Below are 21746 nucleotides of genomic sequence, written 5' to 3' on the forward strand. Positions count from 1 at the left end.
TCCGGACGATTCCCGTTTTTTAGTGCTGGGCTTTCATGAGCAGTCTTTCTTCATCGCCCGTCGACAGGCGCGACATCGTCGCGCTTGAAGGCGTGACCAAACGCTTTCCTGGCATCGTCGCCAACGACAGCATCGATCTGTCGATCCGTCCGGGCGAGGTGCATGTGCTGCTCGGCGAGAATGGTGCTGGAAAATCCACGCTGATCGGCATGCTATCGGGCCTCCAGCAACCGGACGAGGGACGCATACTGGTCGACGGCAAGCCGACGCCGATCTCTTCGCCGCGCCATGCCCTGGCGCTCGGCATTGGAACCGTGTTCCAGCACATGATGCTGGTGCCGACGCTGACGGTGGCCGAGAACCTGTTGCTCGGTGGACCTTGGTGGCAGCGCCCCAGGACCGAGGAGCTCGAGGCGCGCGTCGCCGAAATCACCAGCAGCCTTGGCATCACGGTGAAGCTGCATGCCAAGGTCTCGGAGCTGTCGCTCGGCGAGCAGCAGCAGGTCGAAATCCTGCGCGCCATGGTGCGCAACAGTCGGCTGCTGATCCTTGACGAATCCACCTCGATGCTGACGCCCAAGGGCATAGACGAACTGGGCGCGCTGATGCGCCGCCTCGTCGCGCAGGGGCTGGCGATCGTCTTCATCACCCACAAGCTCAAGGAAGCGGCGGCCTTTGGCGACCGCATCTCGGTGCTGAAGCTTGGCCGCAAGGTTGGCGAAATCCCCCCCGAGCGGTTTCGCGCACTGGGCGAACAGGAGGTCATCTCCGAGATCGTGGAGCTGATGTTCGGCAAGCAGAAGGACGATCCGGAAGCGGTGGAGCGTCCCGTCCGCACGGCGCGGACCGATGCTCCCCCGCTGCTTCAGGTCGCGGATCTGGCGGTCGCGCCGACCGACAATGCGCCGGGCCTGTCGTCGATCTCGTTCGACATTCGTCCGGGCGAGATTCTCGGCATCGCCGGCATCGACGGCAACGGTCAGAAGCAACTGGCGGAAGCTCTGGCTGGCCAGCGGGCTGCGACCGGCGGTTCGGTTCGTCTGGACGGCAACGCCATCGAGTCGCTCAGCGTCGGCGAGCGTCGCGAGCGCGGCTTGCGCTACCTGACCGATGACCGGTTGGGCGAGGGGACGGTCGGCACGTTCCCGGTCTCGATCAACTTCTTCCTCAAGCAGGTCGGCGCGGCGCCGTTCTGGCGCAACGGTGTCGAACAGCGCGCCGAGATCGACAAACGCGCCGCGCAGTTGGTGCGCGAATATGATGTGCGCACGCCAAGCCTGAAGACGCCGGTCGCCCGCCTGTCCGGCGGCAACATCCAGAAGGTCCTCCTGGCGCGTGAGCTGGCCGAAGGCGCGAAAGTCGTCATCTTCAACAAGCCGACCTATGGGCTCGATCTTGCCAACACATTGGCGTCGCGCCAGCGCATCCGCGACACTGCCGCGCGCGGCCTTGCCGTGCTGCTGATTTCCACCGACCTCGAGGAGTTGCTCAGCATGTGCGACCGCATCGCGGTGATCGCGAACGGAGCCCTGGTCGGCACGGTCGCGAATGCCGACGATGCCCGCACGAAGGTCGGCCGCCTGATGATCGGACTTGCCGCATGAGCATCGACACCGCACCCACCGCCAGCGCCACGGCCCTCGACGCCACGAGCGGGGCGGCGACGCGCCGCGACATCCTGCACCGCCTGCTGATGACGCTTGGGCCCATCCTTGCCGCCCTGGTCATCGCCGGCTGCATCCTGCTGGCCGTCGGCGTCGATCCGCTCGCCTATTATGGCTATGTGCTGGAGAAAGGCCTGTTGTCGCCGCTCGGTATCCAGCAGACACTGACGCGCATGGCCCCGCTGCTGTTTCTTGCCGCAGGCCTGATCGTCGCCTTTCGCGCCGGCATGTGGAATCTGGGCGGGGATGGACAGTTCCTGCTCGGCGCGGTGACGGCGGCAGCGAGCGCTCCCGTGCTCGTTGAGATCATGCCGGCCTGGCTGGCCCTGTTCTGCGCGTTTCTCATCGCCATGGCGGTGGCGATGGTCTGGTCTCTGGTGCCGGCGCTGCTGCGCGCCTATCAGGGCGTCAACGAGATCATCACCACGCTGATGATGACGTTCCTCGGCACCTCACTGGCCAATGTGCTGGTCAAGCTGGTGTTTCGCGATCCCTCCACGACCGTGCCGCAGACCCGCACGCTGCCGGTGGAGGACCGCTTGCCGCGCCTGTTCGATACGACCATTACCAGCGGGCTCCTGCTGGGATTGGCCGCGATCATCATCGTGCACCTGGTAATGACGCGCACGGCGTTCGGGCTGAAGCTCAGGATCGTCGGCGCCAATCCGCGCGCGGCGGTTCATTCGGGGCTTGGAGTGCCTGGCTTGACCATCGCGGTCTTCGCCATTTCGGCGGGGCTCGCGGGTCTTGCCGGCGCCGTCGACATCATCGGCGTGCAGGGCAATGTCCGCGCCGACTGGAACCCGGCCTACGGCCTTGCCGTCATTCCCGCCGTGTTCCTCGCCCGCATGAACGGCTTTGCGGCGATAGGCTTCGTGTTCCTGCTTTCGGTGCTGTCGATCGGCGGCGAGAGCGCGGCGCGGCGGCTTGGCGTGCCCAATCATTTCACGCTGGTGCTGGTCTCCATCGTGCTGATCGTGCTGGCTCTCGCCGAATATGTCGACCATCGCTACAACCAGTCGAGAAAGGCCTGACATGACCGGGCTCTTCAGCGAAGTCTTTCTCAGCGCGCTGCTGTTCGGCGCGGTCACAGCGGCGATCCCGTTGCTGCTGGCCGGGCTTGGCGAGCAGATGTCGGAAAAGGCCGGCGTGCTCAACATCGGCATCGAAGGCATGATGCTGGCCGGCGCCTATGCCGGTTTCGTCGGCGCGTTCTATTCCGGATCGCTATGGCTGGGCTTCCTCACGGGCGCCGCCGGCGGTATGGCGGTGGCGCTGGTCATGGCGCTGCTCTGTGTGCGCATCGGGCTGAACCAGATCGTCATCGGCATCGCGCTGACGCTCGGCCTCGAAGGGCTGACGGCGCTGCTTCACCATTTCCAGTTCTCGCGCAGCTACCCCCGCCTGCCGGCGGCGGACGCGACCGTCATTCCGCTGCTGTCGGACATTCCGGTGATTGGCCCGGCATTCTTCAAGCACCATCTGATCGTCTATCTGGCGGTCGCGCTGGTGTTCGGCATGAGCTACCTCTACCGGCGCACGCAGCTCGGCCTCAATCTGCAGGCCGCCGGCGACAAGCCGGCCGCGCTCGACGTCGCTGGCATCGACGTCATCAGGACCCGCACGGTCGCGGTGCTGACGACGGGTGCGCTGGCGGGGCTCGGCGGCGCCTATCTCGCCAATGTCGGGGCCGGCCTGTTCATTCCCTTCATCACCAATGGCGCTGGCTTTCTCGGCATCGTGCTGGCCATGCTGGCGCGGGGCCGGCCGATCTGGGTGTTGTTCGGCGCCCTTCTGTTCGGCGTCTGCCTGTCGCTGACGACCGCCATGCAGGTGGCCGGCATCAACATACCGACCGACGTCATCCAGATGCTGCCGTTCCTGGCGGTGATGATCATGCTCGTGCTGTTCGGGCGGCGGGCCAGCCTGCCGGCCGCGCTCGGCATTCCATACGAGCGCGGCGCGCGCTGACGACAATTCATGCGCGGAAGGGACCCGCGCCAAAAAAGGAGGCAACAATGTCGGATACCAAGGTCTACCTGCTCGACGGAGGCTCGCTCGTTCTCGACGGCTATCATGTATTCTGGAATCGCGGCCCGGGCGGCGAAGTGCGCTTTCCCGTCTATTCGATCCTGATCGAACATGCCGAGGGACGCTTCCTCATCGACACCGGCTATGACTACGACCACGTCATGAAGGTGCTGCCGTTCGAAAAGCCGATCCAGGAGAAGCACCAGACCATTCCCGGCGCGCTGGGCCTGCTCGGGTTGGAGCCGAAAGATATCGACGTTGTCGTCAACTCGCATTTCCATTTCGACCATTGCGGCGGCAACAAGTATTTTCCGCATGCCAAGAAGATCTGCCACCGCTCCGAAGTGCCGCAGGCCTGCAACCCCGAACCCTTCGAGCATCTCGGCTATTCCGACCTGAGCTTCTCGGCCGAGGCGGCGGAAGCGCGTGGCGCGACTGGGCAATTGCTGGCGGGAACGACGCGCGCCAACTCGACGTTCGAGGGGATCGAGGGCGACATCGATCTCGCCAAGGGGGTCAAGCTGATCTCCACGCCCGGCCATTCCATCGGCCATTACAGCCTGCTCGTAGAGTTCCCCAAGCGCAAGCCGATCCTGTTCACCATCGACGCCGCCTATACGCAGAAGAGCCTTGAAACACTGTGCCAGGCGGCCTTCCATATCGACCCGGTGGCGGGCGTTAATTCGATGCGCAAGGTGAAGAAGCTGGCCGAAGATCATGGCGCCGAGCTGATGTACTCGCACGACATGGACAACTTCAAGACGTACAAGACCGGCACGCAATTCTACGGCTGACCGCCGCCAATCCGGAGACAAGAACCATGCGCTATTCCGATCACGCCGATCCGGTCATCACCTTGACCGCCGGCCCGGTGAACGCCTATCCCGAAGTGCTGCGTGGCCTTAGCCGCACCGTGCTTTACGACTACGACCCGGCGTTCCAGCTCTTCTACGAGAAAGTGGTCGACAAGGCGCAGAAGGCGATGCGGCTGTCCAACAAGCCGCTGATCCTGCATGGCGAGCCGGTGCTGGGTCTCGAGGCGGCCGCTGCCTCGTTGATCACGCCGGATGACGTCGTGCTCAACCTTGCATCCGGCGTCTATGGCAAGGGGTTTGGCTACTGGGCGAAACGCTATTCACCGAACCTCCTGGAAATCGAAGTTCCGTACAATGAGGCCATCGATCCGCAGGCCGTCGCCGAGATGCTGAAGGCGCATCCCGAAATCACCATCGTGTCGGTCTGCCACCACGACACGCCGTCGGGCACGATCAATCCGATCGACGCCATCGGCGCGCTGGTCTCGGCGCATGGCGCCTACCTGATCGTCGACGCGGTTTCCTCCTTCGGCGGCATGAAGACGCATCCGGAGGACTGCAAGTCCGACATCTATGTGACCGGCCCCGGCAAGTGCCTCGGCGCGCCGCCGGCGCTGACGCTCATGGGAGTCAGCGAACGCGGCTGGGCCAAGATGAAGGCCAACAAGGCAGCGCCGCGCGCGTCAGTGCTGAGCATCGTCGACTGGGAGAATGCCTGGTCGCGCGACAAGCCGTTTCCCTTCACGCCATCGGTGGCGGAAGTGAACGGCCTCGATGTCGCGCTCGATCTCTATCTCATCGAAGGGCCCGAGGCCGTCTGGGCGCGCCATGCGCTGACGGCAAAGGCCATGCGTGCCGGCGTCGTCGGCATGGGCCTGTCGATCTGGGCCGCCAACGAAGCAATCGCCTCACCGAGCACCACGGCAGTGCGCACGCCCGACGGCGTCGACGAAAAGGCGCTGCGGATCGCGGCGCGCGCCCGCTATGGCGTGGTGTTCTCGTCGGGCCGTGGCGAAACGTTGGGCAAGCTGACGCGCGTTGGACATATGGGCCCGACGGCGCAGCCGATCTACGCGATCGCGGCGCTGACGGCGCTTGGCGGAGCCTTGAACGCGGCCGGCCAGAAGCTCGCGGTCGGCAAAGGCATCGACGCGGCGCTGGCCGTGATCGACGCCGACGCCTGAACAGACATCAGCAGATCAAGGATTGAGGGAGACATTTCATGACTGGACGGCTTGCGGGGAAGACAGCGCTGGTGACGGGCGCGGCACAGGGCATCGGCAAAGCGATCGCGGCGCGGCTGGCGGCCGACGGCGCGACCGTCATCGTCAGCGACATCAACGCTGAGGGCGCCAACGCGGCGGCCGCGTCAATCGGCGGCAAGGCCAAGGCGATCACCGCCGACATTTCCGATCCGGCGTCGGTCAAGGCGCTGTTCGCCGAGATCCATGCGCTCACGGGCGGCGTCGACATCCTCGTCAACAATGCCAGCATCGTGCCGTTCATCGCCTGGGACGATGTCGACCTCGACCATTGGCGCAAGATCATCGACGTCAATCTCACGGGCACGTTCATCGTCAGCCGCGCGGCGACGGACCAGATGCGCGCCGCCGGCAAGGCGGGGCGGGTGATCAGCATCGCCTCCAACACCTTCTTCGCCGGCACGCCCAACATGGCGGCCTACGTCGCGGCCAAGGGCGGCGTCATCGGCTTCACCCGGGCGCTGGCCACCGAGCTCGGCAAATACAACATCACTGCGAACGCGGTAACGCCCGGCCTGATCGAGAGCGACGGCGTCAAGGCCAGCCCGCACAATGAAGCGTTCGGCTTCGTCGAGATGCTGCAGGCGATGAAGGGCAAGGGGCAGCCGGAGCACATCGCCGATGTGGTGTCGTTCCTCGCCAGCGAGGACGCGCGCTGGATCACCGGCCAGACGCTGAATGTCGATGCCGGGATGGTCAGGCACTAGAGAGGGTCGCTGCTGCCACTCGGTCGCCGTGGCCTCTCCTGCATGTCATGACGCCAGAGATAGGCAACGGCGCCGAGCACCATCAGCGCCAGTGCGAACCACGTCACCGCATAGACCAGATGGCTGTTGTGGAACGAGACGACAGTCAGGCCGCCGACCGGCCACCCGCCTGGATTGGGCGTGGCGTCGGCATCGATGAAATAGGGGGCAGCCTGCGCGATCCCTTGCGCGGCCGCAATCGCCTGGACATCGCGCGAATACCAGCGGTTGCCAGCCGGATCGTTGTTGCGCAGAAAGCCGCCTTTCGGTTCGCTCATGCGCAGCAGGCCGTGAATTTCAGTGTGATCGCCCGAGGGCTTGCTGGCGGCCCGGCTCGCCGGATCACGCTTGTCCGGCGACACGAATCCCCTGTTTACCAGCACGGTGAAACCACCATCAGTCTGGAACGGCGCCATCACCCAGAAGCCGCCGCCGAGGTCGCTTACCGCCTGCACCAGGGTCTCCCGGTCGGCAAGAAAACGGCCGGACACGACAAGCCGGCGATACTCGTCATCCGCGGCGTTGACCGTCGCCCAGGCCGCCGGCCCTGGTGCTGCCACGGGCGGCGCCAGCAGGCGATGCTCGACGCGGTCGATCAGGTCGAGCTTCCAGACGCGGCGCTCCAACTGCCAGATCCCGAGCGCCGAAAAGCCGGCGATGCCGATCGCGCCGCAGAGGCTGACGACAAGCAACGCCCATTTCGAACGCGGTGCCTGTCGGCCGTCGCCCCGGTCGGAATATGGTCGCGTCTGCGCCTCTTCGTGCAAAGCCGGTGTACCCGTCTCAGGGTATCTGGCTCATGTCGTGGCCAGGCATCATGTTGGCGTTGAGGTGGTACATGACCCAGAGCGACCCCGTCAGCGCGATCACCACCAGAATGAGGGTGAAGATCAGCGCCATCATGGTCCAGCCGCTTTCCGACCGCGTGTTCATATGCAGGAAGAACACCATGTGAACGACGATCTGCACGACGGCGAAGGCCATGATGGCGATTGCCGACGCCATCTGGTTGCCGAGCGCATTGGTCATGACCAGCCAGAAGGGAATAGCGGTCAGGACAACCGACAGGCCGAAGCCCGTGAGGTAACCCTTCAGCGAGCCGTGATCGACGCCGTGGTGCGCATGGCCGTTTTCGCTCGTGCCCGTGTGATGTCCGGCGCTCATCGCAACATTCCCATCAGATAGACAAAGGTGAAGACGCCGATCCAGATGACGTCAAGGAAATGCCAGAACATGCTGAGGCACATCAGGCGCCGCTGGTTTGCCTCGATCAGCCCACGCCGGGAAACCTGCACCATCAGCACCACCAGCCAGACCAGGCCGAAGGTGACGTGCAGCCCATGCGTTCCCACCAGCACGAAGAAGGACGACAGGAATCCGCTGCGCTGCGGCGTCGCCCCTTCATGGATGAAATGCGCGAACTCGTAGAGTTCGATGCCGAGGAAGGCGAGGCCGAACAGGCCGGTGATCACCAGCCAGATCTGCATCGACCCCACGCGGCCCTTCGCCATCTCCAGCATGGCGAAGCCATAGGTGATGGAGGAGAGAAGCAGCATGGTCGTGTTGAGCGCGACCAGCGGAAGGTCGAAAAGGTCTTTCGGCGCCGGTCCGGCGGCATAATTGCCGCCGAGGACGCCATAGACCGCGAACAGCATCGCGAAGATGAGGCAGTCGCTCATCAGGTAGATCCAGAAGCCGAGCATGGTGCTGCCGCCGCTTTCGGCATGGCCATGGTCGTCTTCGAGATGGAAGATCGTGTCGTCGGTTACTGTGTGAGCGTGCGCCATGGTGTTCATCCCGCCTGGGCGTTGGCCGCGAGCAGGCGTGTCCGCTCGTCCTCGACGCGCGTGACGTCGCTGGACGGGATGTGGAAGTCCCGGTCGTAGTTGAAGGTATGCGCGATGGTGTAGCCGATCAGGGCGACGAAGCTCACGATCGCCAGCCACCAGATGTACCAGATGAGCGCCACGGCAAGCACCACGCTCAACCCCGCCATGATAACGCCGGCTCCGGTATTGCGTGGCATGTGGATGTCGCGGAAGCCCGTCAGGGGACGCTGGTAGCCGCGGCTCTTCATGTCCGCCCAGGCATCGAGGTCGTGGACGACCGGCGTGAAGGCGAAATTGTAGGCCGGCGGCGGCGAAGACGTCGCCCATTCCAGCGTGCGCCCGTTCCATGGATCGCCGGTGTCGTCACGAAGCTGCTCGCGACGCATCACGCTGACGAAGATCTGGATCAGGAACGACACGATGCCGAGCAGGATCAGGAAGGCGCCGAAGGCGGCGATGATGAACCAGATCTGCAGCGAGGGATCGTCGAACACACGCAGCCGGCGCGTCACGCCCATCAGGCCGAGGATATAGAGCGGCATGAAGGCGAACCAGAAGCCGACCACCCAGAACCAGAAGGACATCTTGCCCCAGAACGGATCGAGCCGGAAGCCGAACGCCTTGGGGAACCAGTAGCTGATGCCGGCAAAGAGGCCGAAGAGGACGCCGCCGATGATGACGTTGTGGAAATGCGCGACCAGGAACAGGCTGTTGTGAAGCACGAAGTCGGCTGGTGGAACCGCGAGCATCACACCGGTCATGCCGCCGACCACGAAGGTCAGCATGAAGGCCACTGTCCACATCATGGGCAGTTCGAACCGGATTCTGCCCCGGTACATGGTGAACAGCCAGTTGAACATCTTGGCGCCCGTCGGGATCGAGATGATCATCGTGGTGATGCCGAAGAACGAGTTGACGCTGGCGCCCGACCCCATGGTGAAGAAGTGATGCAGCCAGACGAGGTAGGACAGGATGGTGATGACGACGGTGGCGTAGACCATCGACGTGTAGCCAAAGAGCCGCTTGCCGCAGAAGGCCGAGGTGACTTCGGAGAATATGCCGAAGGCCGGCAGGATCAGGATGTAGACTTCCGGGTGACCCCAGATCCAGATCAGGTTCACGTACATCATCGGATTGCCGCCGAAGTCGTTCGTGAAGAAATTGGTGCCGACATAGCGGTCGAGTGACAGCAGCGCCAGCACCGCCGTCAGCACCGGGAAGGCGGCGACGATGAGCACGTTGGTGCAGAGCGCGGTCCAGGTGAAGATCGGCATTCTCATCATGGACATGCCGGGAGCGCGCATCTTGACGATGGTGCAGACCAGGTTCACGCCCGACAGCAGCGTGCCGACGCCAGCCACCTGCAGCGCCCAGATATAGTAGTCGACGCCGACATCGGGGCTGTAGCCGATGCCAGACAGCGGCGGATAGGCGAGCCATCCCGTGCGCGCGAACTCGCCGACGAACAGCGACATCATGACGATGACGGCGCCGCCGGCCGTCATCCAGAAGCTGAAATTGTTGAGGAAAGGAAACGAGACGTCGCGCGCGCCGATCTGGAGCGGGACGACGAAATTCATCAGGCCCGTCACCAGCGGCATCGCCACGAAGAAGATCATGATCACGCCATGCGCGGTGAAGATCTGGTCGTAGTGATGCGAATTGAGGTAGCCCTCCGAGCCATTGAAGGCCATCGCCTGCTGGAGGCGCATCATGATCGCGTCGCTGAAGCCACGCAGCAGCATGACGATGCCGAGCACCATGTACATGACGCCGATGCGCTTGTGGTCGACGCTGGTGAACCACTCGCGCCAAAGATAGCCCCAGAGCTTGAAATAGGTCAGCGCGCCGACAAGGGCGATGCCGCCAAGCGCGACGACGCCGAAGGTCGCGACCACGATGGGCTCATGCAGGGGAAGCGACTCGAGGGTGAGGCGGCCGAAGATAGCCTTGAGCAGTGCTGGATCGTCGAACATGTCTTGCGTGGCGCCTCAGGAGTTGAAGGGCGACCGAAGCGTGCCGGTTGGAGAGGAGAACGGCAGTCGGATCGACAGGGGCGTAGGCCTTTGCAGGCCGGCGCCGAGGATTGGCGTGGATATGATCGGCGACGCGGACGGCGCCGCATTCGAGGCGGCCAACGCCTCCTCGGTGGTGCATATGCTGGCGACATAGGACGGGGCGGGGCCGAATATCGTGCCGCGCCGCGCGAACTTGTCGTAGAGAAGCGGCAGCGTGTTGTGGATGCCGGCCAGGCCAAGGCCGCCCTTGGCGTCGATTTCAGCCATCTCGCTCATGCACATCTTGCCAGGCTCGACGCACATGTTGAGGATGGCCTTGTAGAGATCGGTATCCACCGCCGCGTAGCGGCTCACCGGCTGGTTCTCGCTGGGCTGTTCGAGCTGGAGGTAGGCGGTGCGGTCGAGCTTGCCGCCGCCGTCCTTCGCCTTGGCGACCCATGCCTGGAAGTCGGCGTCGTTCAATCCGCGGAAGGCGAAGCGCATGCCCGAGAAGCCGGCGCCACTGTAGTTGGCGGAGAAGCCTTCATAGTCGCCGGCCTTGTTGATGACCGCGTGCAGCTTGGTTTCCATGCCCGGCATGGCATAGATCTGGCCCGCCAACGCCGGAATGTAGAAGGAGTTCATCACCGCCGCGGAGGTGATGCGGAAGCTGATCGGCCGATCGACCGGTGCCGCCATCTCGTTGACCAGGGCGACGCCGTATTCCGGATAGATGAACAGCCATTTCCAGTCCAGCGCCACGACCTCGACCTCCAACGGCCGCACGTCGGGCGCCAGCGGCTTGCCGGCGGCGACGCGGCCGATCGGCCGGTATGGGTCGAGCAGATGGGTGCCCATCCAGGTGACGGCGCCCAGGCAGATGATGATCAAGAGCGGCACCGCCCAGATGACGAGTTCGAGATGGGTCGAATGGTCCCAATCCGGCTCGTAACGCGCTTCGCGGTTGGACTGGCGGTATCGCCAGGCAAAGAATATGGTGAGGGCCATCACCGGTATGATGACGATCAGCATCAGTGCCGTGGACACCACCAAAAGGTCGCGCTGCTGCGCGGCCACATCGCCGGCGGGGTTCATGACGACCATGCTGCAGGAGCCGAGCGATGCCAGCAGGGGCAGCAGGAAAAGGGTACGGAGACGGCTCAATTTATGACCTGTCGGTTGTTCCCCCGAGTGCTAGCTGCACTGCAGCAATGAAGGCATTGGACAATTTGTCCAATGCCGCAATGACGCGGCAAAAGCCATCAAAGCACCTAGCCCGCGCACATGGCAAGCGATCACATGCGAATGCGGTGGGAGTCGTATCTCCCGGGCAACGGAGAATGCTGTGAGTCCAACTTCGAAGATCGAAGCCGACGCAAGACGGATAAACGCGCGTCATCACCAGGTGAAGCCGGGCGAGATCGCGGTCGGCGTCATCATCGGACGGACATCGGAGTTCTTCGACTTCTTCGTCTACGCGATCGCTTCCGTCATCGTTTTTCCCAAACTCGTATTCCCCTATGCCGATCCGTTGACGGGGACGCTGTATTCGTTCGGCATCTTCGCGCTCGCCTTCATCGCTCGGCCGATCGGCACAACCATCTTCATTACGGTCGATCGCGCCTTTGGCCGCAGCGCCAGGCTCACCATCGCCCTGTTCCTGCTGGGGACCTCGACCGTGGCGATCGCCTTCGTGCCGGGTTATGAGAGCATCGGCTCGGCATCGGCCTGGCTGCTGGCCATGTTCCGCATCGGCCAGGGACTGGCGCTGGGCGGAACGTGGGACGGCCTTGCCTCGCTGCTGGCGCTGAATGCGCCGGAAAACCGCCGTGGCTGGTATGCGATGATCCCGCAGCTCGGCGCACCGCTGGGACTGATCGTCGCCAGTTCCCTGTTTGCCTACTTCGTCGGCAATCTCTCGGCGGAAGACTTCTTCAGCTGGGGCTGGCGCTACCCGTTCTTCGTCGCCTTCGCCATCAATGTCGTGGCCCTGTTCGCGCGTCTGCGCATCGTCATGGCGCCGGAATACACAAAGCTGTTCGAAGGCCAGGAACTCGAGCCGACCTCGGTGAGCGACACATTGCGCGCGGAAGGGCGCACTGTCGTGCTTGGCGCCTTCGCACCGCTGGCAAGCTTTGCCCTGTTCCACATGGTCACGGTGTTTCCGTTGTCCTGGATCTTCCTGTTTACCCGTGAAGGACCGGCACGGTTCCTTGTCATCGAGACGATCGGGGCTTTCTTCGGCCTTGCGGCAATCGCCGTCTCGGGTTTTGTCGCCGATCGCGTCGGGCGCTGGCCGCTGCTGGGCGGTTCGGCCGTGGCCATTGCCGCGTTCAGCGGCTTCGCGCCACAGCTGCTCGACGGCGGTTTCGTTGGCGAGTCCATCTTCATGGTGCTGGGCTTCGTCCTGCTCGGCCTGTCGTTCGGTCAGTCTTCCGGGGCGCTCGCCTCGAACTTCTCCAGGACCTATCGCTATACGGGCGCCGCGCTGACGTCGGATCTCGCCTGGCTGTTCGGCGCCGGCTTCGCGCCCATCGTCGCTCTGTTCCTGTCGGCCCATTTCGGGCTGATCTCGTCAGGCGCCTATCTGTTGTCGGGGGCGGCCTGCACACTTCTGGCGCTCAGGCTCAGCCAGCGCCTGGATCGCACGACCGCCTGAGTGACATGCTCAGCCAGGGCCGGGGACCTGCCGGGGGCATGACCCTGCACGACAAGACCAACAAGCAGAATTTCCTGCTTCTGATCCAGCTGCGCTGGATCGCGGTCGGCGGGCAGATCGTGACGATCCTGTTTGTCCGCTATGCGCTTGGCATCGGCCTGCCGCTGTTGCCGATGGCCGTGGTGATCCTGCTGCTGATCGCGCTCAACATCGCCAGCCTGCGCCGGCACGCCAGCCAGGATGCGATCACCAACACCGAATTGTTCCTCGGCCTGCTGCTCGATGTCGCCGCCTTGACAGTGCAGCTTTATCTAAGCGGCGGCGCGTCCAACCCCTTTATTTCGCTATATCTGCTCCAGGTCATCCTGGGCGCGGTGCTGCTGGAAACCTGGTCGGTCTGGGCGCTGGTCCTGATTGCCAGCGCTTGTTTCATCGCTCTGACAACCTTCTACCGCGAGATCAACCTGCCGCATACGCATGACGCGGGGCTGTTCAGCCTGCACATCCAGGGCATGTTCATATGCTTTGTGCTCGCGGCCACGCTTCTGGTGCTGTTCATCACCAGGGTCCAGCACAACATTCGCACCCGTGACGCGCATTTGGCCGACCTGCGTCAGCAATCGGCGGAAGAGGATCATATCGTCAGGATGGGCCTGCTCGCCTCGGGCGCCGCGCATGAGCTTGGCACGCCGCTGGCCACGCTTTCGGTCATCCTCAACGACTGGCAGCGCATGCCGGCCCTGAAGGCGGACCCGGATCTGGCGCAGGAAATCCGTGAAATGCAGGGCCAGCTGGATCGCTGCAAGAAGATCGTCTCGGGCATCCTGATGTCGTCGGGTGAACTGCGCGGCGAGGGGACTGTCCGGACCTCGGTCGACGCCTTCCTGTCGGAACTGGTGACCGAATGGAAGTCGACCCGGCTGCCGCAGGGTTTCGACTATACCAAACGTTTCGGCACCAACCAGGAGATCGTCTCCGACCCCGCGCTCAAGCAGGTGATGTTCAATGTGCTGGACAATGCGCTCGAAGCGTCGCCTCAATGGGTCGGGTTGATCGTCAGCCGCCGCGCCGACGATCTCATCATCGAAGCCGTCGACACGGGACCGGGGTTCGATGAGGCCATGCTTGCCGAATTCGGCAAGCCCTACAGTTCCACCAAGAACCGGCCCGGCAGCGGGCTTGGCCTGTTCCTTGTCGTCAACGTCATCCGCAAGCTTGGGGGTACCGTCACCGTAAGAAACAGATCCGAGGGGGGAGCTTCGGTCACGTTGCATCTGCCGCTGGCTGCGCTGTCTCCAGGAGGGCACAATGCCGACTAAACGCTCGCTCTTGATCGTGGAGGACGACGTCGCCTTCGCAAATGCGCTGCGCCGGTCTTTCGAACGGCGCGACTACGATACGCATACCTGCCGGAGCGTCGATGGGGTGCTGGGGCTGATCGGTACGGTTGCGTTCCGATATGCGGTGGTGGATCTCAAAATCGCCGGCGGCTCGGGCCTCGAATGCGTCAAGGCTCTGCACGAGCATGACCCTGAAATGCGTATCGTCGTGCTGACGGGCTTTGCAAGCATCGCCACGGCGGTCGAAGCGATCAAGCTCGGCGCCTGCCAGTATCTCGCCAAGCCCGCTAACACCGACGACATCGAGGCTGCTTTCGGTCAGGTCGAGGGCGATGCGTCCGTGCCGCTCACGGAACGGCCGACGTCGATCAAGAACCTCGAATGGGAGCGTATCCACGAAACGCTGGTCGATACCGACTTCAACATCTCGGAGACGGCGCGGCGGCTGGGCATGCATCGGCGAACGCTGGCGCGGAAACTCGAAAAGAGGCGCGTGAAGTAAGCGCGACCCCGAACCAGTCACCTGATCCGATCAAGTTTCTGTCTGATGGCGGACACGTCGGCGCAAGACCTGAAGACAGGGTAGAGCTTCGAGAAGTCACGGACGAGCGAGACCGGTGCTGGTCGATCCGGACCCCCAAGAAATGGTCCAGGTTCAGGACACGGATTGATCCGCCGGAGGCCCGTGCCAAGGGCGGGGCCAAGCCAAATCGCATGACGAGATGAGCGAGCTGCCGACAATACTGTTGCCGGAACGTCGTGGGCGCCTATATCCGCTGGTGAACTTGCGATGAGAGCGGGCCAACCGTCTGTCGCAGCGAGGGCACTCAAGTCAAGGGAAGTTCGTATGACAAGGCTCAGTTCCGCGGCAAGGCTGACGACCGTGACAGCTTTGATGTTAGCCCATCAAGGCCTTGCGATGGCGCAGATGCCGGCGCAGCAGCCGGATGCCAAGTCGTTCAAGCTTGGCAAGCTCGACATTATCGCCCTGCACGATGCCCAGTTCGTCAAACCCAACGACGGCAAGACATTCGGGCTCGATCATAGTCCCGCGGAAGTCAGTGATGTGCTCAAGGCTGCGGGTGCTCCCACCGATGTCATCACCTTGAGCGTCGACGCCCTACTCGTGAAGTCCAAGGACCGTGTTATCCTGATTGATACAGGAACCGGTGGAGCGCTCCAGGACAGTCTGGGGAAAGCTGGCGTCAAACCCGCTGACGTCAACGAGGTCTTGATTACCCATTCTCACCCCGATCACATCGGCGGGCTGGTCAAGGATGGCAAACTGGCTTTCCCCAATGCCACGATACGGATGTCGGACGCCGAATGGGATTTTGCCAAGTCCAACACCGGCGTGGCTGATATCGTCAAGGTGATCGCCGACCACGTGAAGCCGTTCAAGGCCGGCGCCCAGGTTGCACCCGGCATCATCTCGGTAGCGCTCAAGGGTCATACACCCGGCCATGTCGGCTATCAGATCGAATCCGGGAAAGAACGTCTTTTCGATATTGGCGATACGGCGCACAGTTCAATCATTTCGCTTGCCAAGCCGGATTGGGCCTTGGCCTTCGACGGCGACAAGCCGGAGGCCGAGCAGAACAGGGCAAAGACACTAGCCGTGCTGGCGAAGGACCATGAGTTGATCTTCGCGCCACACTTCCCGTTCCCGGGCATCGGCTACATCGAGAAAGATGGCGATCACTTCAAATGGACGCCGAGCGACAAACCTCGGTAGGGCTTCGGTTCTGTACCGTGACTGTTGCGGCACAGCGGCTGTCATTGTGAGCGTGGTGATCCCGACAGGAATCGAACCTGTGACCTACAGATTAGGAATCTGCCGCTCTATCCTACTGAGCTACGGGACCACGCGGCCCGACACATAGCCGCTTCGGATCGTTTCGCCAAGAGCCGGCCGAACGCAATTCGGCCAGCTCTTTGGCCGCCAGCATCAAGCGGCCAGCGCTGTCTCCGCCAGCTTTACCCAGTAGCTCATGCCGTGCGGAATGGTCTCGTCGTTGAAATCGTAGGCCGGGTTGTGAAGGCCGGCCGTGTCGCCATTGCCGATAAAGATGAAGGCGCCCGGCCGGGCTTCCAGCATGTAGGAGAAATCCTCGCCGCCCATGACAGGCTGGATGGCGCGGTGGACATGGCTGTCGCCGGCGACGACGGCAGCGACATCACCTGCAAAGACCGTCTCGTCCGCGTGGTTGAAGGTTACAGGGTAGTTCGACTGGAAATCGACTTCGACCTTCGCACCGAACGCGGAGCCGAGGCCGGCGCAGATGGCGCGGATGCGCTCTTCCGCCTTCTTGGCGATTTCCTTCTTCAAGGTGCGCACGGTTCCGGCAATCTCGGCCGATTCGGGAATGATGTTGTAGGCATCGCCGGCATGGAATTTCGTCACCGACACCACCACGGCCTCGACCGGATCCGTGCTGCGCGAGGCAATGGTCTGCAGCGCGCCTACCAACTGGCTGGTGATGACGATCGGGTCGATCGTGCCGTGCGGCATGGCCGCGTGACCACCCCGGCCATTGACGGTGATGGTGAATTCGGCGGTCGCCGCCATGATCGGGCCTGGACGAATGGCGAACTGGCCGACCGGGAGGCCCGGCATGTTGTGCATGCCGAACACCTTGCCGATGCCGAAGCGCTCCATCATGCCGTCCTTGACCATTTCATTGCCGCCGCCGCCGCCCTCTTCGGCCGGCTGGAAGATCACCGCGACCGAGCCGGCGAAATTGCGCGTCTCGGCCAGATATTTCGCGGCGCCCAGCAGCATCGCTGTGTGGCCGTCATGGCCGCACGCATGCATCTTGCCCGGGATGGTCGAGGCATAGGGTTTCCCGGTGATTTCGCTGAGCGGCAGCGCGTCCATGTCGGCACGCAGGCCAATGGTCGCACCCTTGCCCCGGCGGCCGTGGATGACGCCGACGACGCCGGTCTTGCCAAGTCCGGTCACCACGTCATCGCAGCCGAATTCCTTCAGCTTCTCGGTGACAAAGGCCGCGGTCTTGAAAACATCGAAGTTCAGTTCCGGCGTCTGGTGAATATGGCGGCGCCAGCCGGCAACTTCGTCCTGCATTTCAGCGGCGCGGTTCAGGATTGGCATTGTTCAATCTCACTGTTGGAGCAGGCCGGTTTCCGGCTGCCACTTTGTAATCGTGATCGGCAGGCACTTTGCCATGTTGACGTCACATAGGGTAAATAGCACCGCAACAACGGATTCCGAGAGGGTGGATCCACTATGCTGGCCATCCGGTAACGAAATCTTACGGAGCCAGGGGCGACTACGGCAAGAGGCGATTTCGGATTTCACCATGTGGCACAGGCATTTCCTCAAACCATTGTTCGCTGGCGCAGTCGCGCTGACGGCACTTGTCGGGTCGGCGCAGGCCAATCCGGTTATCCTGTTCGACTTGAACAGCGGCAAGATCATCCAGCACCAGGATGCCTTCGAGCGCTGGTATCCGGCGTCGCTTAGCAAGTTGATGACGGCCTATGTAACGTTTCGCGCCATCGCTGCCGGTGAGGTCCAGCTTGATTCGCCGATCAAGGTGACAAAGCACTCCGCCGCCGAACCCCCGAGCAAGATGGGGTTCAAGCCGGGTTCGGTCATGCGGCTCGACAATGCGCTGAAGATGATGCTGGTCAAATCGGCCAACGACATTGCCATGGCCGTGGGCGAGAATGTCGGCGGTTCGCAGTCGGCCTTCGCCGATCGCATGAATGCCGAGGCGCAGCGGCTCGGCATGACAGGCACGCATTTCGTCAACCCGAACGGCCTGTTTTCACCGGACCAGTACACGACGGCGCGCGATCTCGCGGTTCTCGTGATCGCCCTGCGCCGTGATTTCCCGCAATATGCGCCGTGGTTCTCGATCGAGGGTCTCGCCGTCGGCAAGAAGGCGATCCCGAACTACAACTTGCTGGTGGGTCGCTATCCGGGCGCCGACGGCATGAAGACAGGCTTCGTCTGCTCTTCGGGTTTCAACATGATCGGGTCGGCTACGCGCAACGGGCGCACGCTGGTCGCCGTCGTGCTCGGAGAAAAATCCGCCGTCAGCCGGGCGGAGGCCGCCGCCAGACTGCTCGACGAGGGCTTTGCAACACCGACCGCCGGTTCGGCCACCATCGCCACGCTGGCGCCTTACGGCGACACGCTCGCGGTCAACGACATGCAGGATGAGATCTGCAAGAAGAAGACCGCGGAAGAGCAGTCGGAAGCACCGCCGCCGGTCGCCAAGAAGGATGCGCCGAAGTCGGTGTACCAGCAAAAACTCGACCATGCGCCGACGCTGGTCGCCGTCGGTCTCGGCGGCGCGACCGGCCCGGCGCCGAAGGCGCTGCTTGCCCAATCCAGCCAGGAATACGCCGATGTGCCGCTTCCAAGCTGGCGGCCCGACAGGCCGGCACCGGCCGGTGCCGATCCGATCGTCTCGGGCGCCGTCGCGGTGCAGGGCGACCAGCCGGCCAAGAATTGAAACGGCGCGACAAATGCCGATGAACACTGTCTTTCCGATACCTGTCTCGGTGCTGACCGGCTTTCTCGGCGCGGGCAAGACGACGCTGCTCAATCGCCTGCTCAAGGACCCGGCGCTGGCCGATACGGCGGTCATCATCAACGAGTTCGGCGAGGTGGCGATCGACCATCTGCTGGTCGAGCAGGCTTCCGACGGCATCATCCAGCTTTCGGACGGCTGTCTCTGCTGCACGGTGCGTGGCGAACTGGTCGACACGCTGGCCGATCTCGTCGATCGCCTGCAGACCGGGCGCATCGCCCGTCTCGCCCGCGTCGTCGTCGAAACCACGGGGCTGGCGGACCCGGCGCCGGTGCTCCAGTCGATCATGGCGCATCCGGCGCTTGTGCAGGCCTTCCGGCTCGACGGGGTCATCACGCTGGTCGACGCCGTCAACGGCAATGCAACGCTCGACACCCATGTCGAGGCGGTGAAGCAGGTTGCGGTTGCCGACCGCATCGTGCTGACGAAAGCCGACCTGGTGGATGATCCCGCGGATGTCGAGACCTTGAGTGTCAGGTTGCGGCAGCTCAATCCGGGCGCCGAGGTGCTCGATGCAGGCGATACGAAAACAGGCGTGGCGGCGCTATTCGATTGCGGCCTCTACAATCCGGCGACCAAATCCGCCGATGTTCGGCGCTGGCTGGGCGAGGAAGCGGCTCACGATCATCACCAGCACCATGCCGGCGATCACGATCATGATGCACACCGGCACGATTCCAGGGTGCGCTCCTATTCGCTTGTGCATGACGGACCAGTGCCGTTTTCGGCCATTGAAATGTTCCTCGACCTGCTGCGCTCGGCGCATGGCGAGCGCCTGCTGCGCATGAAGGGCATCATCGAGCTGCGCGAAGACCCGTCGCGGCCGCTGGTGGTGCATGGCGTGCAGAAGATCCTGCATCCGCCGGCACGGCTGCCATCCTGGCCGGACGGCCAACGTGGCACAAGGCTGGTGCTGATCACGCTCGACATGCCTGAAGACTATGTGCGGCGGCTGTTTGCCGCCTTCACCAACCGGCCGTCGATCGACACACCCGACCGCGCGGCGCTGGAAAGCAATCCGCTGGCGATTGCCGGGCGTTGAACTCTACGATTGCCGGTCGCCGCGCTCGACCAGAAAACGGTGTCCGCCCGATACCGATGCCGTTTCGATCAATTGATGGCCGCTGTCCGCACAGAAGGCGGGAATATCGATAACCGCGAGCGGGTCGGTGGTCTCGAGCCAAAGCCGGCTGCCCGGTCGCATGCCGGCAAGGCGCTTCTTTGCCTTGAGCACGGGCAAGGGGCAGTTCAGCCCCTTGAGGTCGTAGATGCCATCCGCTGCCAACGCGATAGCCTTCAGCCGCCGAACATGCCGAGCAGCTTGTTCTTCAGCTTCGTCACCCGGCTCTCGTCGGCACTCGCCGCCTGCGTCTCAGCCACTGGCGCGCCATCCGATGGCGCAGCGATGGTGGCGGTAGCGACCGGTGCTTCCTTGGCCGCCTTGGCCGCTTCCTTCTCGGCAAGGGCTTGTGCCTTGGCGGCTTCCTTGGCGGCCTTGGCCGCCTCTATTGCCGCGAGCCTCTGCTCCTCGGCCTTCTTCTTGGCGGCCTTCTCCGCGTCGAGTGCCGCCATCTTGCGGCCGGCCGGCGAATCGATGCGGCCCATGCGCGCTGTCTCGCTCACCGATCCGTCAGGATTGAGGGATGGCGGTTCGATCGGCACGCGCTCGCCGCGCGCCCGGCGCTTGCTCCAGTCCGACACGATGGCCGCTTCCTTGATGCCGGCGATCGTCGGCTTGGGGGCGGGCGTGCTGGACTTGACGGCGGCGTTGAACGCCACGTCATAGCTCTTCTCATAGCTGGCGAAGGCCGACTTCAGGGAATCGGGCTGCGTCATTGCCGGGCATGTGCCGGTCGGGTTGAAGGTCTGGCCATCGGCGGCGACCTGGTTGAAGACGTATTTCTTCTCGCAGACATCGACCTTCGGCGGCACCTTGGTGACCTCGAAATTGTCGTAGCCGACCTTCAGCATCTTCCAGAATTCGTAATTCGGATCGTTGCGATAGCGCGCCATGTTGGCGGCGGTCATGCGGAACGGAAAAGCCTGGACCTGGAACTCGGTCTGCCCGCCCTGGAAAGCGTCGCGGCCGAAAGCGTAGATCTGTTCGATCTGCGCGTCGGTCATCGAATAGCAGCCCGATGACGAGCATGCGCCGTGCACCATGAGGTTCTGGCCAGTGCGCCCGTTGGCGCGGTCGTAGTCGTTGGGGAAGCCGATGTTGAACGACAGATGGTAGTTCGAACGCGGATTCATCTGCGACGGCCGCACCGTGTAGAAGCCCTCGGGCGCCTGGCGGTCACCTTCGGTGTATTTCGGCCCGAGCTTGCCCGACCATTTGCAGATGTCGTAGCTGGCGACCATGTCGTAGCGGCCGTTGGTCTTGGCCTTCCATATCTCGAGCTTGCCCTCTTCCTTGAAGATGCGCGCCATCACCGAAGAGGTGCGGACCATTCCCTTGGCCTTCATGTCGGCCAGAATCTTGTCCGGCAACGGCTTGTTGGCCTCGGGGGCGAAATCCTTCATCGAGGAATCGTTGCAGCCGGCGACGCCGAGCGCGGCGATCAGGATTCCGGTGCGGGCAAGCTTGGCGAGCATGGATATCGGTATCGTCTCTTGTCTGGCGCCATGGCTTTGAGACCGCGGCTGCTTCACTGAAGGTTAACGACCCTAAGCTCGTTAACCTTGAAAAATCCTTACCGCAAGCGCCACCCTGTCCCTGACGCTAAACCCATTGAGCCGAATGGGGCGGCATTTTTGTGGCGGAATCGCGCCACGCCGCCACATTGCGGCGGAGCCTGTGATTCGTCATTGGACTGGAGATTGCATCGCGGTGCAACGCCG

Annotated in this window: 20 protein-coding genes and 1 tRNA gene; 12 read left to right on the top strand and 9 right to left on the bottom strand. The window is 63.3% G+C overall.

What is annotated here, in order from left to right; genetic code table 11:
* Positions 1-35: 35 nt before the first annotated feature.
* Genes ACO07C_RS20895 through pldH form a run of 6 tightly spaced genes read left to right on the top strand, consistent with a single transcriptional unit; the run spans position 36 to position 6479 of the window.
* Positions 36-1604 carry a putative B6 ABC transporter ATP-binding protein gene (locus tag ACO07C_RS20895; RefSeq protein WP_421916050.1) on the top strand — a complete coding sequence of 523 codons (1569 nt, stop codon included), beginning with the start codon at positions 36-38 and terminating at the stop codon, positions 1602-1604.
* Positions 1601-2698, top strand: a complete 1098-nt coding sequence (locus ACO07C_RS20900; protein WP_421916051.1) for a putative B6 ABC transporter permease subunit 2 — start codon at positions 1601-1603, stop codon at positions 2696-2698. Before ACO07C_RS20895 ends, ACO07C_RS20900 begins: the two co-directional genes overlap by 4 nt.
* Before the next feature lies 1 nt (position 2699).
* Positions 2700-3635 (top strand): putative B6 ABC transporter permease subunit 1, encoded by a 936-nt coding sequence (locus ACO07C_RS20905; RefSeq protein ID WP_421916052.1) that lies wholly within the window; start codon positions 2700-2702, stop codon positions 3633-3635.
* Between the two features lie 47 nt (positions 3636-3682).
* The gene (pldA, locus tag ACO07C_RS20910; RefSeq protein ID WP_421916053.1) at positions 3683-4489 is read left to right on the top strand and encodes a 4-pyridoxolactonase; all 807 of its coding nucleotides are present in this window, start codon (positions 3683-3685) and stop codon (positions 4487-4489) included.
* Positions 4490-4515: 26 nt separating this feature from the next.
* Positions 4516-5694, top strand: a complete 1179-nt coding sequence (gene ppaT, locus ACO07C_RS20915; RefSeq protein ID WP_421916054.1) for a pyridoxamine--pyruvate transaminase — start codon at positions 4516-4518, stop codon at positions 5692-5694.
* A gap of 38 nt (positions 5695-5732) precedes the next feature.
* On the top strand, positions 5733-6479 hold the full coding sequence (gene pldH / locus ACO07C_RS20920) for a pyridoxal 4-dehydrogenase, SDR-type (RefSeq protein ID WP_421916055.1): 747 nt from the start codon (positions 5733-5735) through the stop codon (positions 6477-6479).
* Here pldH and ACO07C_RS20925 read toward each other — a convergent pair.
* The 5 genes from ACO07C_RS20925 to cyoA form a co-directional block, all read right to left on the bottom strand.
* Positions 6476-7210 (bottom strand): SURF1 family protein, encoded by a 735-nt coding sequence (locus tag ACO07C_RS20925; protein WP_421916056.1) that lies wholly within the window; start codon positions 7208-7210, stop codon positions 6476-6478. The genes pldH and ACO07C_RS20925 overlap by 4 nt on opposite strands.
* Before the next feature lie 91 nt (positions 7211-7301).
* Positions 7302-7682, bottom strand: coding sequence for a cytochrome o ubiquinol oxidase subunit IV (gene cyoD / locus ACO07C_RS20930; RefSeq protein ID WP_421916057.1), 381 nt, complete (start codon positions 7680-7682; stop codon positions 7302-7304).
* A complete protein-coding gene (cyoC, locus tag ACO07C_RS20935; RefSeq protein ID WP_421916058.1) occupies positions 7679-8305 on the bottom strand; it encodes a cytochrome o ubiquinol oxidase subunit III in 627 nt (208 codons plus the stop codon). The genes cyoD and cyoC overlap by 4 nt, the downstream gene beginning before the upstream one ends.
* Positions 8306-8310: 5 nt before the next feature.
* Complete coding sequence (cyoB, locus tag ACO07C_RS20940; RefSeq protein ID WP_421916060.1) at positions 8311-10323, bottom strand: cytochrome o ubiquinol oxidase subunit I; 2013 nt, start codon at positions 10321-10323, stop codon at positions 8311-8313.
* A 15-nt stretch (positions 10324-10338) separates the two neighbouring features.
* Positions 10339-11508, bottom strand: coding sequence for a ubiquinol oxidase subunit II (gene cyoA / locus ACO07C_RS20945; protein ID WP_421916061.1), 1170 nt, complete (start codon positions 11506-11508; stop codon positions 10339-10341).
* Positions 11509-11689: 181 nt separating this feature from the next.
* On the opposite strand from cyoA, the gene ACO07C_RS20950 reads away from it, so the two are divergent.
* The 4 genes from ACO07C_RS20950 to ACO07C_RS20965 all read left to right on the top strand — a co-directional run bounded on the left by ACO07C_RS20950 (position 11690) and on the right by ACO07C_RS20965 (position 16078).
* Positions 11690-13003 carry an MFS transporter gene (locus ACO07C_RS20950; RefSeq protein WP_421916062.1) on the top strand — a complete coding sequence of 438 codons (1314 nt, stop codon included), beginning with the start codon at positions 11690-11692 and terminating at the stop codon, positions 13001-13003.
* Positions 13004-13041: 38 nt separating this feature from the next.
* Positions 13042-14322, top strand: a complete 1281-nt coding sequence (locus ACO07C_RS20955) for an ATP-binding protein (RefSeq protein WP_421916063.1) — start codon at positions 13042-13044, stop codon at positions 14320-14322.
* Positions 14312-14845: a response regulator transcription factor gene (locus tag ACO07C_RS20960; RefSeq protein ID WP_421916064.1), complete on the top strand. Its 534-nt coding sequence runs from the start codon at positions 14312-14314 to the stop codon at positions 14843-14845. The genes ACO07C_RS20955 and ACO07C_RS20960 overlap by 11 nt, the downstream gene beginning before the upstream one ends.
* A gap of 393 nt (positions 14846-15238) precedes the next feature.
* The gene (locus tag ACO07C_RS20965; protein ID WP_421916066.1) at positions 15239-16078 is read left to right on the top strand and encodes an MBL fold metallo-hydrolase; all 840 of its coding nucleotides are present in this window, start codon (positions 15239-15241) and stop codon (positions 16076-16078) included.
* Positions 16079-16131: 53 nt separating this feature from the next.
* Here ACO07C_RS20965 and ACO07C_RS20970 read toward each other — a convergent pair.
* Positions 16132-16208 (bottom strand) — tRNA-Arg (locus tag ACO07C_RS20970).
* An 83-nt stretch (positions 16209-16291) separates the two neighbouring features.
* Entirely contained in the window at positions 16292-17455 is a 1164-nt protein-coding gene (locus ACO07C_RS20975; protein ID WP_421916067.1) for a M20 aminoacylase family protein, read from the bottom strand.
* A gap of 208 nt (positions 17456-17663) precedes the next feature.
* Here ACO07C_RS20975 and ACO07C_RS20980 point away from each other — a divergent pair, with 208 nt between their 5' ends.
* Entirely contained in the window at positions 17664-18827 is a 1164-nt protein-coding gene (locus ACO07C_RS20980; protein WP_421916068.1) for a D-alanyl-D-alanine carboxypeptidase family protein, read from the top strand.
* A 19-nt stretch (positions 18828-18846) separates the two neighbouring features.
* Complete coding sequence (locus tag ACO07C_RS20985) at positions 18847-19947, top strand: CobW family GTP-binding protein (RefSeq protein WP_421916069.1); 1101 nt, start codon at positions 18847-18849, stop codon at positions 19945-19947.
* A 3-nt stretch (positions 19948-19950) separates the two neighbouring features.
* On the opposite strand, the gene ACO07C_RS20990 is transcribed toward ACO07C_RS20985, so the two are convergent.
* Positions 19951-20190 (bottom strand): sulfurtransferase TusA family protein, encoded by a 240-nt coding sequence (locus ACO07C_RS20990; protein ID WP_421916070.1) that lies wholly within the window; start codon positions 20188-20190, stop codon positions 19951-19953.
* A gap of 11 nt (positions 20191-20201) precedes the next feature.
* The gene (locus tag ACO07C_RS20995) at positions 20202-21500 is read right to left on the bottom strand and encodes a L,D-transpeptidase family protein (RefSeq protein WP_421916071.1); all 1299 of its coding nucleotides are present in this window, start codon (positions 21498-21500) and stop codon (positions 20202-20204) included.
* Positions 21501-21746 lie beyond the last annotated feature (246 nt).

Source organism: Mesorhizobium sp. (genome assembly GCF_965229135.1).
GTDB lineage: Bacteria > Pseudomonadota > Alphaproteobacteria > Rhizobiales > Rhizobiaceae > Mesorhizobium.